The organism is Enterococcus rivorum, from assembly GCF_001742285.1.
In the GTDB taxonomy this organism is placed as follows: domain Bacteria; phylum Bacillota; class Bacilli; order Lactobacillales; family Enterococcaceae; genus Enterococcus_L; species Enterococcus_L rivorum.
Genome location: NZ_MIEK01000081.1, coordinates 84,743 through 100,847, shown reverse-complemented (window position 1 = coordinate 100,847; position 16,105 = coordinate 84,743). Strand labels below are relative to the sequence as shown.

Genomic DNA, 16,105 nt, shown 5'->3' with positions numbered 1-16,105 from the left:
ATAATACATATTATATAAAAAGATAATATGTAGTACATATTTTGTTTTAAATGAATGTTTGGTGAACAAGCAAGTATAAGATTATGAAGTATTCGTGGAAGGTGATATAGTGAAGCTAGACTATAATTGAGGTTTAGGAGAAGGAAGGAGGGAGGGAATTTTTGAACAGAAATAAAAATTATGAAAAATATTTAAAACCACTTTCATTATTATTAATCACTTATTGGCTATTTTCTAATGCACTAAATACTATATTTCCTTTTTTTGGGAAATTACCAATAGATGAAATTGTCTACACGATCATAACTGTATCAATTTTCAGGAAATTGGTTGTGAGGACGGTAAAAATAGACAAGAAAGAAAAAATCATTATTATTATATATTTTGTTTTTATTTTTACAGGCTGGGTAAGTTATGTATTAAATGGGCAGCAAAGTTTACAAAGTGTAGTTTTAGATATAATTCTACTTAGTAGATTTATTGTTTGTTATTTTTTTGCAAGGATGTGTTTTAGCGAAGGCTTTTTTATGGATTTGCAGCATAGTTTAAATAAACTAGCACAAATCATTACAGTAGGGTTATTTTTATCATTAATTTTAAATTTTGTGATTCGAATCTGGCCCACAAATTCAATCAGATTAGGTATTGAGACCCAACAACTATTTTTTTCTCATCCAACCTATTTAACAAGTGTAGCTGTCTTTTGTTTAATTGTTTTTTACATGAATAGAAATTCAAAAAATTATGTTTTTATTACGCTTGCAGCAGTGATAGTTATTTTTGGAACGCGTGATAAAGGATTTTTATTTTTAGGGATTTATTTAGTTCTTTTGATACTAAGCAAGATAGGTATTAAAAGTAATATTACATTCCTGCTGGTCAGCACAATATCCTTGATTCCTATCTTTTGGGATACAATAGCTTACAAGCTTATTTCTTCAGACACATCTGCGCGATCATTGTTATATAAAAATGCCCTTCAGATTGCAAATCTCTATCTGCCGATAGGTGCGGGTTTTGCAATGTATGGCTCAAATCAATCAATCAAAAATTATTCACCGATATATAATGAATTGGGTATGAATAAAATATTTGGATTTACAATGGAGAATCCGAATTATTTAACAGATAGTTTTATTGCGATGGTTTTAGGCCAATTTGGATATATAGGTATTATTCTAATGATTGTTATTTTTCTGTTTTTTTTGCTATTGGTAAAAGGGAATAAACTGCGCAATGAATTTGGCTTATTGATATTGATTTATGTTATTACTTCTACGATAACAGAAAATTTTATTAGTTCATCTTTTGGAATGGCCTTTTTCTTCACATTAGGCCTTTCAATTAACAGCGGAACAGAGAAAGATTATGGAGGCGAAGATAAGAAGATGCAAGACATGATAAATTTTGAAAAAATGTATAAAATAGTTATGGCAAAAAAAAAATTATTGCTGACGCTACTTTTTGCAATGACTGTAGCAGGAATGACTTTAACGATATTTGGAATTAAAGGTGAATATAAGTCTACAGTTCAAGTTATTGTTAGACAGAATTTCGAAGGGGAAACAATACAAAATACCGAAGTTCAGGCGAATGTACAACTTGTTAATACATACAATGAGATAATAAAGAGTCCTTTTATTCTAGAAAAAGTGTCGGATCAAATAGATAAGAAGTTTGACGTTCTTCAACTAAGACGAATGATTAAAGTGACAAATGCAACGAACTCCCAAGTAATCAATATTAGTATTTTAGCAAATAATCCTAAAACATCTTCGGAACTTGCCAATTTGGTAGCAGAAACATTTAAAGATAATGCTGCTAAGGCAATAAAAATAGATAGTGTAACAATTCTATCAAAAAGCGAATATGATACAGTTTCGACAAGGAAAAAAAAGAGTGTATATTTTTTGATTGTTTTTTCATTAAGTTTACTGATTTTAGTAGGGATAGTAATTTTAATAGCCGTTTCAGATACAACATTGAAAGTAGAGGAAGATATTATCAATGGGCTTAACCTTGCAGTATTAGGAAGTGTTGTGAAAATTGTGCCTAGAGAGCCTGAAAAAAAAGAGAAGAGGGGAAAAGATGGCAGAAGAAGAAGAAAAAAGAGCTAATATAGAGGAACAATATGTAACATTTCGATCTCATGAGTTCAAAAGGAATAATAGAGAGGAAGGAGATAAATTAGTACTAGTTACAAGACCTCTTTCCGTTGCGACAGAGCAATTCCTTAGTATCAGAACAAGTTTAGATTTTATAGTAGAAGAAGATGCTGTAAAAGTTATGGTAGTAACTAGTTGTGAACAAAATTCGGGTAAGACATTAATTTCAGCAAATCTAGCGATTTCTTTTGCTCGGGGTGGAAAGAAAACGCTAATTATTGATGGCGATTTAAGGAATCCCTCTCTTCAAAGGTATTTCTATTGTGATAGAAATAGAGGTCTCTCGTCAATAGGTGACATATCTCAATTAAAGGATAATATTTTTGAGACAGAGCAAGAAAATTTATATATATTACCTGCTGGTAGTATCAATATTAACCCAGCTGATTACTTTAAAAGTTCAAAAATGAAAGAAATTTTTAATGAACTTAGAATGCACTTTGATATAATAATTGTAGATACGCCTCCTTTGTTGGCAGTTTCTGATGCTTCGGTAGTATCTAACTATGCGGATGGTATAATAGTTGTTTTTCGAAGTGGTAAAACTAAGTTGAAAAATGCAAAAAAAACATTAAGAATTTTGGAACAATCACCGACTCCAGTGATAGGAAGTATTTTAAATGACACGAACGAATTTCGAGATGACTATTACTATAATTATAACTATACAAAATCTTTTTAAGTAGGATAAATTTAATCTGGTAGAGAGTAGAGGACAGTAAAGAATGAACATATTAATAGAAAATGCCGTTCCTTTAAATAACGGAGATGCCGCGCTGATATTTGCGTTAGGTGAAAAATTGGAATCTCTGGGACATTCTGTTATGTATAGTTGTTCAGAATATAAAGTAGTAAAAAAAATGTACCCAGAAAAAAAATGGATACCATCTATTCTTTCCTATAGATGGGTGAACAACATGCCAGTTTTTAAACAGATTTATTATTATTTATCTGTTTTATTTAGAAAAAAGTTAAAAAACCAAGATTTGATAATATCCGCACCAGGAGGATATATTAATAGCTATTATGGATTTGAGAATAAGATGCTTATATTAAATCTATATAAAAAACTGTTAAATAAACCAATAATCATGTTTTCGCAGTCAGTTGGTCCTTTATCAAAAAATGACGAAAAATTACTCGTAAAATATCTACCTATTTTTTCAGAATTTTTTGTTAGAGACTCAATTTCATATAACAGAGTAAGAAGTGTAAGCACCTATTCTAATCTCTTCCAAACCTATGATGCGGCTTTAATGCTTGGGATGACAGATTATCATAATAAAAAAGTTACTAATAGAATAGCAATTTCAGTTAGAAAATGGCAATTCGACAAAAGAGATGAAGTTACTTATCATAATCTAGTAAAAAAAGTTATAAAAATATGCATAGAAAAAGGCTACTCTGTTACCTTTTTATCTACTTGTCAAGGTATTCCAAGGTATGTTGACGATACCATTAGTGCAAAAAAAATTGTTGATTCATTACCAAATATGATGAAGCAATATGTTACAGTTGATGATAGACAATATACATTAAATAGTTTGCGAAGGAGACTGGAAGGTTTTGATTTTATTATAGGAACACGTCTCCACATGTGTATTTTAGGTTGGTTATCAGGGACTCCTGCTTTTAATATTTCTTATGAAGAAAAAGGAAAAGCTTGTTATGAATACCTGCAAATGGATGAATTCTCAATTGATTACAATGAAAGCAATGATTTTTCAAAAAAATTAAATAATTTTTTAGATATGGAAGAAAAGTTGAAAAATAAATACTTTGCTAAAATTAGGGAAATAAACAAAGAAATGGATTTAGCTACAAAAAATATGTTAGAACGTATTCAAAAAAAGGAGGGGGTGGAATAATGATTGACATCCACTGCCATATGTTACCTATGTTTGATGATGGAGCGAGAACAATTGATAAAGCCTTGATAATGGCGAAAACTGCTGTAGAGAATGGTATTACAAAGACAGTAGTGACTCCTCATCACAAAAATGGAATGTATGATAATGAGAAAAGAAAAGTGGAAGCTGGAGTGTTTACTTTGCAAGCAATGCTAGATAAAAACAACATTCCGTTGGAACTGATTCCAGGTCAAGAAGTTCGGATAAATGGCGATATCTTATCTGAGATTGATCAAGGAAAGATTACGTTTATTGGGAAAAGTTCAAACTATTTGTTATTAGAGTTTCCACCGATGTTTATTCCTACCTACTCAGAATATTTATTTGTGAAACTAAAAGAGAGAGGAATTATTCCCATAATAGCACATCCAGAGAGAAATCAAGTTTTTATAAATAATCCAAATAGATTAATTCAATTTATTAATGAAGGTGCTTTAGGACAACTTACGGCTCATAGCTATTTAGGGATAAGAGGAAAGAAAATCAAAAAAATAAGCCGTCAATTTGTTGCCGAGGGATTAGTTCATATAATTGCAACAGATGCTCATAATGAGAAAAAAAACAATTTTTGTTTAGGTGAAGTATATACGGGTATAAAAGATGAGTTTGGTTTGGACAAAAAGCTTCGATTTGAACACAATGCGCAAGCAGTTGTTGCTGGTGATAGGGTAAATAGATAAGGAGGAGATCACTTGAAAATTTTTATAGAAAAGAAAAAAACAATTCTAGTTTCAGTGTTATGTGTGCTGCTTTTAATAACAGGAGGTTTTGTATATTCACTTTATCAAGAAATAAAAGAGAGTGTCGAGAAAACGTATAAAGAAGTTGATTCGAAAAAAGTTCGAGCTCTATCACCAGATGTTAGTCAGAAAGAATCGTTTAATCTATTAATTCTTGGAATAGGTCTAAATGAATTGAGCAATAATGAACATAAATATGCAGATTCAATTAATTTGTTGAGTGTAAGTCCAGAAAAGAAGCAGACAATTGAATTGAGCATTCCTAGCTATTTAAATATTAAAACTCAGGACGGCGAGAATGAAAATATTGCTAGTTTTTATTCTAAAGGAGGAACGGCTTTAGAAATTAATACCATTCAAGATTTTTTAGACTGCCCGATAGATTATTATATTGAAATTGATATGGCAGGAGTTGAACAAGTTGTTGACATAATAGGAGGCATTGAAATTAATAATCACATTGAATTTACTTATCAAGGGACTCACTTTCCGATAGGAAAACAACAACTTAATGGGGAAGACACTATGAAATATATTAAAATGCTTGCCCAAGATCCTCATAAAGAAATAGGAAGAGCCAAAAGGGAACGTGAAGTAATTACGGGGATTTTAGATAAAGGTCTTTCGTTTAAAACTTTGGCGAAATATAAAGATATTTTGGAAGTAGTTTCTAAACACATGAAAACTAACTTATCTTTTAATGAATTATATGATATACAAGTTAATTATAAAATTGCAGCAAATAATGTCAAGCAGATACAAGTGCAAACAAAGAATGAGGAAGTTGATGGAAAGGTCATCCAAGTTCCAGAACAAAATGAAATTGCTAAGCTGTCCGAAATGTTAAAAAATAATTAAAATTAATAATGAATCAATATTCTACAGAGAGAAAAACTGCTTAGCGTGTTTTGAAGTAAGGGAGTAATATTATAGCTTGTTGGTATTGAATTTTACTTTGTAGGGAAATTTATAAACACCAGATTTGTTTAATTATTGAAAGTAGTGAGAGAGTTTTTAAGTTTTTTTCAAATGTATTTTCGCTATTTGTCTAGAGTGAGAGGAATAATAATGAGTTGAAAATTATCTTAACTAATTAATGTAAGGGAATATTTATGAATACAAAGACTAAAAGAAATTTTGCTTATCAGGCGCTATACCAACTATCTCTAATGCTACTCCCCATCGTTTCCATTCCAATAGTTTCTGAAGCGTTAGGTCCTTCAGGGTTAGGTACTTGGAACTATATTAATTCAATAGCCAATTATTTCATTTTATTTGGTGGTTTAGGACTAGCGAATTATGGCGTAAAGGAAATTACTATTGTAAAGGAAAATAACATAAAGCTATCACAGAAATTTTGGGAGTTGCAATTATTTAACTTGTTTTTTTCACTAGGTTCATTAACACTGTACCTAATGGTTGCGAGTTTTACAACCGAAAAATATCTCTTTTTTGTTCAAGCTTTTGCTGTGCTAAGTACGACATTTGACATATCATGGTTTTTTGCGGGAATAGAAGATTTTAAGAAAATTTCGATAATTAATATTTTGATTAAAGTTATTTCATTGTTAGGGATCATATTATTTGTTCATAAGGCAAGTGATGTATCAATCTATTTTTGGATACAAACATTAAGCTTACTTGCATCACAACTTTTACTATGGCCTTTTTTAGTAAAAAAAATTTCTTTCCAAAAAATAGAATTCAAAAACATTTGGGTTCATTTTAAACCATCGCTAGCGTTTTTTCTAGTAAAAATAAGTCTAACTATTTTTACTAATCTAAATAAGACTATTCTAGGTCTGTTTACTTCTTCAACCATAGTAGGAATTTTCTCTAATTCGTTAGTTTTGGTTTTAATGTCTGGAAGCATTATTAATGCTCTTAATGTTGTTATGCTACCTCATATGAGTACTTTAAGTAAGCAGAAAAGGAATGAGGAGATGATAGCAGTATTAAAAAGGAATTTAGATATTCAATTTTTTTTAACAATAGCGATAATGTTTGGAATTATTGCAATAAATAATAAGATGATTCCGTGGTTTTTTGGAGATGAATTTTCTCAGATGAAGTATGTTGTACCCTTAGTAGCACCAACCGTTATTTTTCAACCTATTTATGGTAGTATTTCTCATCAATATTTGATTCCGAAAGGACGGATAGCGGTATATAATACATCTATGCTAATTGGGGCAGGTCTACTCACTATATCGGGACTTATTTTAGTGCCGATAATTGGCATTTACGGGGCGGTAGCTAGTAATTTTATTGGACATTTTTATATTTTTTATTCGAGAATGAGGCATTTAAAGAAGGAAGAAAGCATAGATATTGAAATAAAAAAGAAGATATTATCAGGGATATTAATGCTTGTTATTGTTGTTTTGAGTACAAAGTATCTGCAAGCTACATACATTACAACGATAGTGCAAGTAATGATAGGAATTCCTGTATATTTTATTCTGACTTCTTTGTTGAAAGTAAACCCATTTTATAAAAACGTTACATAAAATAATTGAAGAAATACTATCTATTTGAGTGCCTTAGGTTATAAGGTTTATAAGTGCAAGTTTACCTACTTTGAGTCAGACATATTGTCAATTATAGTGTAAATAAGATATTACTTTGTTCCTATTAGTAATATCTTATACCAGTTATAAAAGAAGATCTGTTTTATTACAAACAGTTCAGGATGAATATACGAAGATAAATTTGTTCTCCTTGTTGACTCCTGTATAATAAAAAAATTGAACGCTAAAGCCAAACAATTTTTTGAACGATTGAACAAGGATGCTATTTGCTCTGTATTAACAGTTGGCTAGCTAGTTAATTGTTCTAAAGCTTTAGCTGGAACTTCTTCTTTAGGGACTTCTTCATAGGTGATAACATGAGCGCCTTTATTTGTTATTTTTAAGTAATGATCTACTTTTAATTCACTGAGTCCCTTGAAACGGATTGTACGAGTCTGACCGTTCTCTTCAGAAGCCAGCTGTTTATAATCCGAAGTACCATATTCATTTACATGTATGGGTTGTTCTGTTTTTACGTAAATATAACTTTCTTTGACTAAAGGGTTTAGTTGATCCAAAACAGCAGCCATTTCCCCTGAAGAATCTTTGGTAAAAATGGTTAGACCAAACAACCCAACGCCTATTAAAAAAATGCCAATTAAACTTTTTTTGATAAAAGACATCACTAAGTAACCTCCTAACTTTATTAGTAAGTAAATTTTAAAGGAATTACTTCTGATTTTTATCCGCCCTAAGGACTATTTTTTCTTACATTTTTGTTATGTGTATAGCGCTTAAGTCTTGAGGGAAATCGAGTGTAAAGAACAAGTAGAGAAAAGAAAACGCTTGACATGGGAATGTTCCCATAGTGTATGCTGAAAAAGATAAAAAGAATGGAGTGAGTATTTTTGAAAATATTAGTTGGAAAAAATTACGAAGCAATGAGTGAATTGACAAAAAATATTTTATTAGGCTATATGTCAAATGATCGTCGAGTAAACATGTCCATTACAGGAGGAAAAACACCTGTTTTGGTTTATGATAAGCTTGTAGAAGTCGTTAAAGATAGTCCTAATTACGATAATGTACATTATTACAATTTTGACGAAATTCCTGTTTCTGGACAAGCAGAAGGGATTACCATTAGCGATTTGAGAAAATTGTATTTGAATCCAGCCAACATTAATGAAGAAAATATTCATCCGTTGACGGTGGAAAATTATACTGAACAAGACCGAGCTCTTGCAGAAGTTGGTGGATTAGATGTGATGTTGATTGGTTTAGGCGGCGACGGGCACTTCTGTGGCAACATGCCTAACACGGTGAATTTCAGTAATTTAACGTATCGAATTGAGATTACAGGAGAAGAATCATGGTTTGAGCCTGGCATGGGAGACATTAAAGAATTTGTCACAATGGGTCCTGTTAGTGTGATGCGTGTTAAACATCTAATTTTGATTGTCAATGGTTCTGCGAAAGCGAAAATGGTAAAAACTGCTTTAACGGGTCCCATTACAGAAGAAGTTCCAGCTTCTATTTTACAATTACACCCGAATTTAACAGTTATTTTAGATGAAGAAGCAGCCAGTGAGTTATCGCTGTAATTGCTTTGCAACTAAGTAAAGAATGAGAAAAGAAACGTAGGTTTATTTTAGACCTACGCTTTTTTTTGTCGAAAATGAGTTAAACTTCAAAAAATAAGACAGCTGCAAATGCTAAAAAAGCAACCAAATCAATTGCCATAAAGCAATATATTTTTCTTTTGAGTGTTAGAAATTTCTGTTTAGTACTATTACTTAGCAAACTAGAGGAATTTCGACGTTTAAATAAATAGAGAATGAAACCACTACCATTTTGACTAGAGCTTGCAATAGCTGACCAGAATTTTGGATGGGAAATCCCTCGATTCGTAGCGTCCAGCAAGACTAATTGATAAGTATAATAAACTAAAAAGAAACTGCAAATGACGATAGTACTACCACAAATAAGTTGGATAATGAATGGGTTCATAAAAAGTCACTCCCTATATTTTCTTTATAATGAGGTAAAAGATTGAAAGTGTGTTGATGCTGATTAGTGAAAAAATAAGATAAGCAATAAGCTGACTGAGGTTTTGCTTCGTTAAAACCAGTACCATCAAAAAAACATTAATTAGTAGCAATAGAGCAAACAATTTTAAAAATCGATTAACTGTCGTGTTTGCCTTTAAATGATGAACCATTTCCTGATCTCCTTTCAATAATTCGTCCAATGACAAGTTGTAAAGCTCAGACAAACGAATGATTCGTTCAATGTCTGGATAGCTACGCCCGTTTTCCCAATTTGAGATTGTTTGACGAGTAATTCCTAATTTTTCTGCAACAAAATCTTGTGTCAGATGCAACTCATTTCTTCGCTCTTTTAATCGTTGGCCAACTTCCATCTTTTACACCTCTATTTTCTATTAGAACCTATATTTATTAAAGCAAATTTCTTTCCCCACACAATCAAAAAGGTTTTACTATCAACGTCAAAAAGCTTTTACGTACTAGTATTGCACTTAGTTTCCATAGAATACTGTTTAGTAAAAGGATAAATGAAAAATTTGTTGGTGTCACGCTATTTATGGTGTCTGATTCAGCCGTGTGATGAAATGGAACGGCTGTGAAGGATGTTCATGATTCTTCTTATCCAGTTAATAGGAGTGATCTCCTAAAATTAGAATATTAGGGGTGGACTCTATGTGATTTACAGTGACTATTTTTTGATTTAAATGGTAGGAGCTAAACTAAACACCTTAAATAGAATATCCTATTTTGAAATCAGCATATGCAAATTATGTTTTGTGTGATACTATTTAGTTGAATACAGAGGAGGAAAAAAGATGAAGTTGATTGTTGTTAAGGACTTTGAAGAAATGAGTCGGGTAAGTTCAGAGATAGTTTTGGGAGTAATGCATCGAAATGAAAGGGTTAACATAGCTCCTACTACAGGAACGACACCAGTAGGGTTATACAAAATTATTGTTGAGAGAATTAAGAATAAGTCCTATTTTAACCATGTACACTACTACAATTTTGATGAGACCCCTTTTAGAGTTTCAAAAAAAGAAGGACGGATCATCACCAATTTGCGCCAAATGTTCTTAACACCAGCAAATATTCAAGAAAAAAATATACATCCCTTAGATCAAAGCAATTTTATGACTAGGGATCAAGAATTAGCTGAATTTGGTGGGTTGGATTTGGTTATTTTAGGACTGGGGGAAGATGGTCATTTTTGTTGTAATTTTCCGGGATATGCCAAATTTTCACAAAAAACGGTGGAAATCCCACTACAAGGGAAACTGTACGAACTTTACAAGGGGGTTTTTGCTGAGGAAAAAGAGATTCCTGAAGCCTTAATCACAATGGGTCCATCAGCCATTTTAGCTTCAAAAAAATTATTGTTGATGGTCAGTGGAAAAGCAAAAGCGGAAATTTGCAAACAGGCTTTATTTGGTGAGATTAAGGAAGACGTACCAGGTTCAATTTTAAGAACTCATCCTGATATTACAATTGTTGTTGATGAAGACGCGGCATCGCTATTCTAAAGTTTAATAAGGAGTGAAAAAAATGAAAAATAAAATAATGACTTTCATGGAAGAAAAAGTGTTGGCATTTGGTAGTAAAGTTGCCTCTCAAAGGCATTTAGCAGCGATTAAAGATGGGATGATGCTGTCCATTCCATTCCTAATTGTCGGTTCCATCTTTCTAATTATTGCGAACTTACCGATTGCTAGTTATATGAATTATATGCAAACAGATCCTCAAGGGATGGTTTTCAAGCAGTGGCTAACCTATCCTGTCACGGCAACTTTTGATATGATTGCGATTATTTCGTTGTTAGGAATCTCTTATAACTTAGCAAAGTCTTACAATTTGAACACGATTATCTCAGTCAGTCTTTCTTTTATCAGCTTCGTTCTAGTAACGCCACTAGTTCATGTCGTAGGAGATACAACCTTAATTGCATTATCGACAAAGTATACTGGGAGTCAAGGACTGTTTGTAGCAATTCTAATCTCCCTCTTCTCGGTAGAAATGTATCGAATAATCACTAAGAAAAATATTGTCATAAAAATGCCAGAAAGTGTACCAGATGCTGTCTCGAAAAGTTTTGCAGCATTGATTCCAGCAGGGATAATCGTTATAATCTTATTAGCGGTAAAAATTGGCTTGGAACAAACGGCTTTTGATAATATCCATAATGTCATTGCTACCTTATTGACGGAACCTTTAACAAAAATAAGTGGTAGTTTCTGGGGAGCTATTGCTATTATTTTATTTATGCAAATCATGTGGTGCTGCGGTATTCACGGTGCAGCGGTCGTTTGGGGTGTAATGTTACCAGTATTGAATGTAATGATGGATGCCAATCGGGTAGCTTTTGAAAATGGACAAGCAATCCCGAATATCTTAACCAAAGAGTGGTTTAACGTGTTCGTTATGATAGGGGGCTCAGGTGGTACGTTAGGGCTAGTTGTATTAATGGTCTTTTTTGCCAAGAGCACCCAATTGAAAGAAATTGGGAAGCTATCCATTGGAGCAGCAATCTTCAATGTCAATGAACCAGTCCTGTTTGGCTTACCAATTGTGATGAATCCTGTTTTGATGATTCCTTTCATTTTTGGACCTGTGATCGTGACTATGATTAGCTATGGAGCAATGTATTTTAATGTCGTCGCTCGTGTTGTAACCGTTGTGCCATTTACGATGCCAGTAGGAATCGGTGGCTTCTTATTAACAGGTGGAAACATCTCTGGTGCGGTTCTTCAAATAGTTAATTTATTGATTTTAACTCTGATCTACTATCCGTTTTTTAAAGCGTATGATAAACAATTATTAAATGAAGAAAATGGAATCACGTCCGTTTAAGTGTAAGTGATTTTCGACAAAATTAGGGGGATAAAATGGCTAAATATAAGCATATTGCTGACGAGATTGAACAAAAAATAATATCTGGACAGTATTTGCTAGGAGCACCCTTGCCAGATCAAGTGAAATTAGCGCAGGAATATGATACAACGAGGGTTACTATTCAAAAAGCGATAAAAATTTTGGTTCAAAAAGGATTAGTGTACAGCAGACAAGGGTCAGGGATGTATGTTAAAAAGAATGCGTTGATTTCAGATCACAGTATGGTAGGCGATTCTGTTAAAGGAACTTCTAAGCGCTTAAATGATGATCGCACAATCAGTACAAAAGTAATAGCTTTTGAAGTGAGATTTCCAACCGAGACAGAGTGTGAATATTTAATGATAAAAAAAGAGGTACCAGTATACGATACCATCCGACTGCGCTTTGCTGACAAAGAGCCCTTTAAGCTAGAATATAGCTTGTTTCCAGCAGATTTGATTTCAGGTATGACACAAGCAACACTAGAGGGCTCTATCTATGATTACATTAGAAATCAATTGCACCTGAATCCAAGTGGTGTGAATCGAGTGATTCGTGCTGCGAAACCTAATGATAAGGAAAAAAAATACCTATCTTTAAAAGAAGAAGACCCAGTTTTAGAAGTGGAACAAATCGTTTATTTAGAAAATGGCACCCCTTTTGAGTATTCTATTTCTAAAAGCCCCTATGATAAAACGGAGTTTGTTATCAATAGAAGCTCATTTAACGATTAAATTGAGGGGGAATCTCTGAACGATAAGTGTTACTATTTTTTATAACCCAAACTTTATTTTTGGGGAATCCTAGCAAAAAAAATGATTGCTTCTTTTCAATGAATAAAGAAATAAAAAAACGTTTACACGTTTAAACTTTTTTGCTATAATTACTGTGAATTGAAGGGGTAGTTACTGAATAGGACATTTAGGCTATACCTTAATAGAGCTGTGCACAATATGGTGTACGGTTGTATTAAGGTATAGCCTTTTTTGAAGGGGGATGCAGTGTTGAAAATAAAAAAAATATTAAATAATAATGCTGTATTGCTTAAAAAGGATGGTAAAGATTACATTTGGTTAGGAACGGGAATTGGATTTAAAAAAAAGGCGGGTGAATCTGCTGATGTAGAAAAACTTGAAAAAGTATTTGTTATGCAGCAAAACACCACAGCAGAACGCTTTTCAGAATTATTGGAAAACATCCCATTAGAGTATATTAAATTATCGGACGATATTATTGAAATGGCCAAAAGCAAACTTTCAATTGAAATGAGTGATACGATTTATGTCTCACTTACAGATCATATTGATAATTCAATCAAGCTTCATAAAGAAGGAATAAATATTGGCAATCAGCTTTCTTGGGAGATAAAAAAATTTTACTCAAAAGAATTTGATGTCGGAATGAAGGCAATTGAAATGATTAAAGAACGTACAGGAGTTGAATTCTCACAATTTGAAGCAGGAAATATTGCTATGCACTTGATTAATGCTCAACTTGGTACAAGTTTTAATCAGTCTGAAGAGGCCCTGAGTATTGCTAAAAAAATCAAAGATATTTTATCGATTATCAGAATGCACAATAAAGTGGAAATAGATGAAGATTCTCTGGCTTATGATCGTTTTATCACTCATTTACGTTTTTTCTTTAAGCGATTGACACGAACAAACAAACAAGAAGAAACGAATTTATTACTCGCTCATATTATAGAAAACTATTCAGCAGCGTATGAAACAGTTTTGCTAATTGAGCAATATTTGAAAGTAACGCTCAATGATGATGAAAAAATGTATCTTTCGTTGCACGTTCAAAAATTAATAACCAATAATTAAGGTGTTACTGGTAAAGCAGGCAAGACTTAAATTAGCTACTTTTTTAGTAGACTAATTTGGTCTTGCCTTTTTTATAGTCTAAAATGAGAGGGAGAAAAAGGATGCAGTATGAAGAATTGATAAGAGGGATCTTGGAAAATGTTGGTGGGAAAAAAAATATTAATGGATTGACGCATTGTATTACAAGATTACGATTTAAATTAAAGAATGAGTCAAAAGCAAATACAGAAGCAATAAAAAAAATTAAAGGAGTCATTACGGTTGTTCAAAGTGGGGGACAATATCAAATAGTGATCGGTAATCATGTGCCGGAAGTCTACAAAGAGTTTATTGATTATACTGGAATAAAGGTAGATTCTTCTGAAAATATTGAAAAACCCAAAGGATTTGTAAACCAATTTATTGATATTATTTCGGGTATTTTTACACCGATTATTGGTGTTCTAATCGCTTCTGGTATGATTAAAGGATTGACAGCATTAATGGTTGCATTCGGTTTAATTAAGATTGGTTCAGGCACCCAAATCATTCTACAAGCAACAGGAGATGGTCTCTTTTATTTCTTTCCGATTTTTTTAGGTTACACAGCTGCAAAAAAATTTGGAGCAAAGCCGTTTATTGGCATGGGAATTGGTGCTGCTTTAGTCTATCCAGCGGTAGCAATGAATGTAGCAAATATGGATCCTTTGTATACGTTGTTTTCAGGGACGATCTTCCAATCGCCAGTCTATTTAACTTTTTTAGGAATTCCAGTGATACTGATGACCTATTCTAGTAGTGTAATCCCGATAATTATTGCCGTCTATTTTAGTGCTAAACTAGAGAAATTGTTGATGAGAGTTATTCCTCGCATAGTAAAGAGTTTCTTTGTCCCTTTTTTGACATTATTAATTACAGTTCCTCTAACTTATTTAGTTATTGGGCCTTTAGCGACTTGGGCAGGATTATTACTGGGGCAAGTTTTATTATCAGTCTATAATTTTAGTCCGATTGTTGCAGGAATTGTGATTGGTGGTTTTTGGCAAGTATTTATTATGTTTGGGTTGCACTGGGGTCTGATTCCAATTGGGATGAATAATATCATGACGTTAGGGTATGATACAATCTTGATTGCAGGTTCTGCAACTCCTTTAGCAACAGCTGGCGTCGTCTTAGGAGTATTCTTAAAAACGAAGAACAAGTCTTTGAAAGAACTATCTTTTCCCGCTTTTCTATCCGCGTTCTTTGGTATTACTGAACCAGCTTTGTATGGGATAACGTTACCAAGAAAGAAAACTTTTTTTGCAACCTTGTTCTCAGTAGCTGTAGCTGGCGGTATTATGGGATTTTTCGGATCAAAATCTTATATTGTAGGAGCTACAGGAATCTTTGCTATTCCTAATTTTATTAATCCTGAAACAGGAATTGATAAAGGATTTATAGGTTATGTTATTGCAGTCAGTGTGGCATTCATTTTGGGCTTGATTTTATCATTGACGATTGCTTATGATCCTAAACAAGACAATTTAGAACAATTAAAAGAAATAGAATCCGAAGAAAATGATGGACTCAATTTAGAGTTAGGAAAAAATGTATTGTATGAGTTACAATCACCCATTAAAGGTCAAATTCTTCCTTTAAATGAAGTGAAAGATGAAGCTTTTTCTTTAGGATTGCTTGGAAAAGGGTTGGCTATTGCTCCAGAAGAAGGTTCTGTCTTTGCGCCTGCAAACGGAACGGTAACTACTTTGTTCCCAACGAATCATGCTTTAGGAATTACAACAGAAGATGGTATTGAAATTCTTATCCATATTGGATTGGATACGGTGAACTTAAATGGTAAGTATTTTTATCCTGAAATAAAGCAAGGAGACGAGGTTCATCAAGGGCAATTACTTTTAACTTTTGATAAGGAAGCTTTAGAAGAAGCAGGCTACTCTTTAGTGACGCCTGTTATTATTTCTAATACCAAAAATTATTTAGATGTTGTTGAAACAGAAAAAAATATAGTGGATTATTCAGATAAATTATTAACCATTATTGCTTAGGAGGAATT

At 32.6% G+C, this 16,105-nt stretch carries 15 protein-coding genes; 12 read left to right on the top strand and 3 right to left on the bottom strand.

Going from position 1 to position 16,105, the window contains the following annotated elements; translation table 11 throughout:
* Positions 1-161: 161 nt before the first annotated feature.
* The 6 genes from BCR26_RS17825 to BCR26_RS17800 all read left to right on the top strand — a co-directional run bounded on the left by BCR26_RS17825 (position 162) and on the right by BCR26_RS17800 (position 7,325).
* Positions 162-2,117, top strand: coding sequence for a Wzz/FepE/Etk N-terminal domain-containing protein (locus BCR26_RS17825; RefSeq protein WP_069700302.1), 1,956 nt, complete (start codon positions 162-164; stop codon positions 2,115-2,117).
* Positions 2,089-2,847: a CpsD/CapB family tyrosine-protein kinase gene (locus BCR26_RS17820; protein ID WP_084387202.1), complete on the top strand. Its 759-nt coding sequence runs from the start codon at positions 2,089-2,091 to the stop codon at positions 2,845-2,847. The genes BCR26_RS17825 and BCR26_RS17820 overlap by 29 nt, the downstream gene beginning before the upstream one ends.
* A gap of 43 nt (positions 2,848-2,890) precedes the next feature.
* Positions 2,891-4,033: a polysaccharide pyruvyl transferase family protein gene (locus tag BCR26_RS17815; RefSeq protein ID WP_069700301.1), complete on the top strand. Its 1,143-nt coding sequence runs from the start codon at positions 2,891-2,893 to the stop codon at positions 4,031-4,033.
* The gene (locus tag BCR26_RS17810; protein ID WP_069700300.1) at positions 4,033-4,755 is read left to right on the top strand and encodes a tyrosine-protein phosphatase; all 723 of its coding nucleotides are present in this window, start codon (positions 4,033-4,035) and stop codon (positions 4,753-4,755) included. The genes BCR26_RS17815 and BCR26_RS17810 overlap by 1 nt, the downstream gene beginning before the upstream one ends.
* A 12-nt stretch (positions 4,756-4,767) precedes the next feature.
* The gene (locus BCR26_RS17805; protein ID WP_069700299.1) at positions 4,768-5,673 is read left to right on the top strand and encodes an LCP family glycopolymer transferase; all 906 of its coding nucleotides are present in this window, start codon (positions 4,768-4,770) and stop codon (positions 5,671-5,673) included.
* 254 nt (positions 5,674-5,927) lie between these two features.
* The gene (locus tag BCR26_RS17800; RefSeq protein ID WP_069700298.1) at positions 5,928-7,325 is read left to right on the top strand and encodes a lipopolysaccharide biosynthesis protein; all 1,398 of its coding nucleotides are present in this window, start codon (positions 5,928-5,930) and stop codon (positions 7,323-7,325) included.
* A 308-nt stretch (positions 7,326-7,633) separates the two neighbouring features.
* Here BCR26_RS17800 and BCR26_RS17795 read toward each other — a convergent pair whose 3' ends face one another.
* Positions 7,634-8,008 carry a YxeA family protein gene (locus tag BCR26_RS17795; RefSeq protein WP_069700297.1) on the bottom strand — a complete coding sequence of 125 codons (375 nt, stop codon included), beginning with the start codon at positions 8,006-8,008 and terminating at the stop codon, positions 7,634-7,636.
* A 225-nt stretch (positions 8,009-8,233) separates the two neighbouring features.
* Here BCR26_RS17795 and BCR26_RS17790 point away from each other — a divergent pair, with 225 nt between their 5' ends.
* Positions 8,234-8,929, top strand: coding sequence for a glucosamine-6-phosphate deaminase (locus BCR26_RS17790; RefSeq protein WP_069700296.1), 696 nt, complete (start codon positions 8,234-8,236; stop codon positions 8,927-8,929).
* A gap of 79 nt (positions 8,930-9,008) precedes the next feature.
* Here the strand turns inward: BCR26_RS17790 and BCR26_RS17785 are convergent, their stop codons facing one another.
* Positions 9,009-9,335: a hypothetical protein gene (locus tag BCR26_RS17785; RefSeq protein WP_069700295.1), complete on the bottom strand. Its 327-nt coding sequence runs from the start codon at positions 9,333-9,335 to the stop codon at positions 9,009-9,011.
* A gap of 13 nt (positions 9,336-9,348) precedes the next feature.
* Positions 9,349-9,747 (bottom strand): helix-turn-helix domain-containing protein, encoded by a 399-nt coding sequence (locus tag BCR26_RS17780; protein ID WP_069700294.1) that lies wholly within the window; start codon positions 9,745-9,747, stop codon positions 9,349-9,351.
* Between the two features lie 441 nt (positions 9,748-10,188).
* Here BCR26_RS17780 and BCR26_RS17775 point away from each other — a divergent pair, with 441 nt between their 5' ends.
* The 5 genes from BCR26_RS17775 (at position 10,189) to BCR26_RS17755 (ending at position 16,097) form a co-directional block, all read left to right on the top strand.
* The gene (locus tag BCR26_RS17775) at positions 10,189-10,896 is read left to right on the top strand and encodes a glucosamine-6-phosphate deaminase (RefSeq protein ID WP_069700293.1); all 708 of its coding nucleotides are present in this window, start codon (positions 10,189-10,191) and stop codon (positions 10,894-10,896) included.
* Between the two features lie 22 nt (positions 10,897-10,918).
* Positions 10,919-12,220 (top strand): PTS cellobiose transporter subunit IIC, encoded by a 1,302-nt coding sequence (gene celB, locus BCR26_RS17770; RefSeq protein WP_084387201.1) that lies wholly within the window; start codon positions 10,919-10,921, stop codon positions 12,218-12,220.
* A 35-nt stretch (positions 12,221-12,255) separates the two neighbouring features.
* On the top strand, positions 12,256-12,975 hold the full coding sequence (locus tag BCR26_RS17765) for a GntR family transcriptional regulator (RefSeq protein WP_069700292.1): 720 nt from the start codon (positions 12,256-12,258) through the stop codon (positions 12,973-12,975).
* 270 nt (positions 12,976-13,245) lie between these two features.
* Entirely contained in the window at positions 13,246-14,070 is an 825-nt protein-coding gene (locus BCR26_RS17760; RefSeq protein WP_069700291.1) for a PRD domain-containing protein, read from the top strand.
* A 101-nt stretch (positions 14,071-14,171) separates the two neighbouring features.
* Positions 14,172-16,097 carry a beta-glucoside-specific PTS transporter subunit IIABC gene (locus tag BCR26_RS17755; protein ID WP_069700290.1) on the top strand — a complete coding sequence of 642 codons (1,926 nt, stop codon included), beginning with the start codon at positions 14,172-14,174 and terminating at the stop codon, positions 16,095-16,097.
* Positions 16,098-16,105 lie beyond the last annotated feature (8 nt).

Excerpts from the sequence above, each read along its gene's own strand:
- BCR26_RS17820 (WP_084387202.1), top strand. The coding sequence starts at position 2,089 with ATGGCAGAAGAAGAAGAAAAAAGAGCTAATATAGAGGAACAATATGTA.
- BCR26_RS17815 (WP_069700301.1), top strand. The coding sequence starts at position 2,891 with ATGAACATATTAATAGAAAATGCCGTTCCTTTAAATAACGGAGATGCC.
- BCR26_RS17810 (WP_069700300.1), top strand. The coding sequence starts at position 4,033 with ATGATTGACATCCACTGCCATATGTTACCTATGTTTGATGATGGAGCG.
- BCR26_RS17800 (WP_069700298.1), top strand. The coding sequence starts at position 5,928 with ATGAATACAAAGACTAAAAGAAATTTTGCTTATCAGGCGCTATACCAA.
- BCR26_RS17795 (WP_069700297.1), bottom strand. The coding sequence starts at position 8,008 with ATGTCTTTTATCAAAAAAAGTTTAATTGGCATTTTTTTAATAGGCGTT.
- BCR26_RS17785 (WP_069700295.1), bottom strand. The coding sequence starts at position 9,335 with ATGAACCCATTCATTATCCAACTTATTTGTGGTAGTACTATCGTCATT.
- BCR26_RS17780 (WP_069700294.1), bottom strand. The coding sequence starts at position 9,747 with ATGGAAGTTGGCCAACGATTAAAAGAGCGAAGAAATGAGTTGCATCTG.
- BCR26_RS17775 (WP_069700293.1), top strand. The coding sequence starts at position 10,189 with ATGAAGTTGATTGTTGTTAAGGACTTTGAAGAAATGAGTCGGGTAAGT.
- celB (WP_084387201.1), top strand. The coding sequence starts at position 10,919 with ATGAAAAATAAAATAATGACTTTCATGGAAGAAAAAGTGTTGGCATTT.
- BCR26_RS17765 (WP_069700292.1), top strand. The coding sequence starts at position 12,256 with ATGGCTAAATATAAGCATATTGCTGACGAGATTGAACAAAAAATAATA.
- BCR26_RS17755 (WP_069700290.1), top strand. The coding sequence starts at position 14,172 with ATGCAGTATGAAGAATTGATAAGAGGGATCTTGGAAAATGTTGGTGGG.